At 37.7% G+C, this 2,984-nt stretch carries 1 protein-coding gene and 1 pseudogene; both read left to right on the top strand.

Annotated elements, in window-relative coordinates:
• Window positions 1–286: pseudogene (locus VB732_RS33865) on the top strand (mobilization protein); the annotation flags it as partial.
• A 1,933-nt stretch (window positions 287–2,219) separates the two neighbouring features.
• A complete protein-coding gene (locus VB732_RS33860) occupies window positions 2,220–2,588 on the top strand; it encodes a hypothetical protein (protein ID WP_323235207.1) in 369 nt (122 codons plus the stop codon).
• Window positions 2,589–2,984: the final 396 nt, after the last annotated feature.

The raw sequence follows: 2,984 nt of genomic DNA, 5'->3' as shown, positions 1-2,984 counted from the left end.
TTTCCTGATGCACAAATGGCAAGGGCTACCGCCAACTAGAACGATGTTTATGGTAGCTGATGACCCGAATAACCTACCTATGGAATTTCTCAAAGATACTGATAAAGTTTTCCTGATGTTTAATAATGATTCACAAGGAAATTCTACTGCTAGTGCAGTATTAGAATTGTTGCCTCACAGTAAAAAAGTGACAACTTTTACTCCTGATTGGAGTCAGGAATTAGAAGCTCTCCTGTTGGAGGAGCAACAAAAGAAAAGACAGCAGGATCGTGGTTTTAGCTTGTGAGCCACGCAGAGCGTACACCTGACTTGTTGGTTAAGTTCAAGAAAGAATTTTTGAAACACAATTGCAACATATCATGATTACGCATTGTCAATAAGACCCCAGCTTATTGACAATAAAAATAGCGCCTCAAAGTGGCTGTAATTTAGACTGGATATAAGTTACAGAAGATTTTCTTCAAAAACACTGGACGGCCAAAAGGACAAGAACTGGTCATTTTTGTCCTTTTGGCCGTCCGTTGACAGGTGGGCATTTGTCAGCAGAGCATGACAAATGAGTAAGGTTGGCGCTCACTGGACGGCCAAAAGGACAAGAAAGCACTGTTTTTGTCCTTTTGGACGGCCAAAAATATTAGTCTCAGATGAGACTGATTTACTACGGTTAAACTACACTAAGTCCACGGCTTTATAAGTGTTTAGTGTAGTTGTTGCGTTAGACGAGTTTCTGTTTCAGTTAACGCTCAATATATACAATGACTCCTGAACTCACAGTGGAAATTTCAGATTCACTTACTGAAGAAGTTGATCGTTTGAGTGGGATTTTTGAAGTACATTTGCAACATAAACGTATTATATATTCTCAATAATTTTAGAGTTATTGAGAATGAGCCAGTTTGATAAAAATGGCTAAAAGCTAATTGGTGTATGTATTAGATACCAATTTTTTGGTTAAAGCGATGTTCTAAATAGCAGACATTTTGTAGTGAATAATCAAAGTTTCCTGACAGCTATAACAGTTATAAGCGTGTATAAGCTGTGCAAAATAGCAGACATTTTGCACAGGAATCGGGGTTTTAGGTGCAAAATGTCTGCTATTTGTAACTGTGATTAATCAGACAATTTCACTACTTAAAACAAGTTTCATCTCTATTGACAAGCGTGGAGATTGTAAAAGGAACAATTTCTATTCAGGTATGAAGAAAAAAAATCGGATGTTAAGTGGGCTGGCTTAAGTTAATGAAAGAATTATTGAAGTACAAGTGCAACACCAGTGTATTATTCATTCTCAATAATTTTGAAGTTATTGAGAATTAAACAGGCGTTCAAAATTTGCTGTAAGTCATATTCAGTAAGCATTACGCCCGAAAATTTCTCTAAATGTCTTATGCTCAACTGGTAGCTGTAGGGCTACTCTATAGCTACCAGTTGGGGAATCATCAAATTTTCAACAACTCGCTTTTTTACTACTCAACTGGTAGCTGTGTGTCACCAGTTGAGCTACCCAACAGCTACCACTTGAGCAAGGTATTTAGAACTACTATTTCAATACTTATAATCAACATAACCCCTATGTAATAAGTGATGTTTGCAGCACAGCTAGGGTGTAGCTCACAAGTGGAGTGCAGCTTTTTGGTTACAAAAGTAGTATAGAGTAATATGAAAAAGTAGAGTTTTGCTCAAGAGTTGATTAATAGCAATAATTTGGCTTTAGATGACGCGCAAATACTCATTTTTGATCCAAAAGGTGTGAGCGTCAGTTGGAAGCAAAACAGAAATTCTCCGCACAAATACTCCCTATTGCTACCCGCAATACTCATTTTTGTATCAAGTATTCTTATTGTGTCTAGGCAGACAACAGTGTACTGAAGATAATTTTAAGGTGAGGTTTGATCAAAAGAAAAAGAATTGCACCTAGTGGGCGAACTTGGAATGAAATTCTTATTGAACAGCAGCAGCAGCAAGAAATGCTTAAGCAGAAACAACGCTCTAGGGGTTTTAGTCGGTGAGTCGTGTTGCGCCGACGAACTCGTTGCCGCTGTCGCTCGACTCATGCGGTCTTCGGGACGGGCAGAGTGATCATCTTTGGGCTGACCAGTCCAATTAGCCCGCCCCGAAGACTCCGCGTTGCCGCATGATTCGCAACGAGTTCTTTTTTCTTGGCTTATTTTATACTTTGCTATTAGTCAGCAAGATTTTGAGTTGGGAAGAAAATACCAATGAAGATAAAAGAAAACAGTCTTTTACCTGATGATGAATTTTATCAACTTTCAACTAGAAAATTATTAGAAATTCTTGAAAAAGGTTTGCTATTGGAGAGAGGACGTGCATTGTTTGTTCTTGGCCGACGTTCTGCGGAGGATAAAGAACTTATTGATATAGTTTTAAAAGAGATATATGATTCTAAAAACAGAAATACTAGAACCATTGGCATAGTCTCCATTTCTTTTTTAGGTATTGCTGGCTTGTTAGAAGCAGGTACTGAAGATACAAAAAAGATTGTCAAAAAGATTATCGAAACATGGACAGAACCGGACTGTAGTAACCTTCTTCTATTTTTAAAGTCAACGTATCAAAACTTTCAATAAGTGTCAAAATTTATTTAATTAGTACAGTTGATTCAGGGACAACAGTGAAAGGCTTGGATTTCTGCATCAGAAACGTTTCAGTAGCGCTCAGATCGCAGATTAGTCAATGGGTTAAAACTAGAAGCATCATAGCAAAATATAAAATCTAGATATCTTGCTCGGTCGTGTCTGCGATCGCCCTTTGATGTCGGTTTATATGGGTTAGACGACATTAGGCTATAAGCAGCTAATTTAGAGCAATATAAGTTGGTTAATGCAGGGGTCGAGTGTGGATGAGATTGAAGAATTTATCAGGGGACGTGCTTTAGCTGAGGAGATTATTAAAAATTTTAAATTAATCCTGAACCCATTTACTTGTATCTATGCTTGAGACTGAGTTACCTGATTACAGGAGAT

The organism is Nostoc sp. UHCC 0252, from assembly GCF_034931145.1.
Taxonomy (GTDB): Bacteria; Cyanobacteriota; Cyanobacteriia; order Cyanobacteriales; family Nostocaceae; genus Nostoc.
This window is presented reverse-complemented; position numbering and strand designations above follow the sequence as displayed.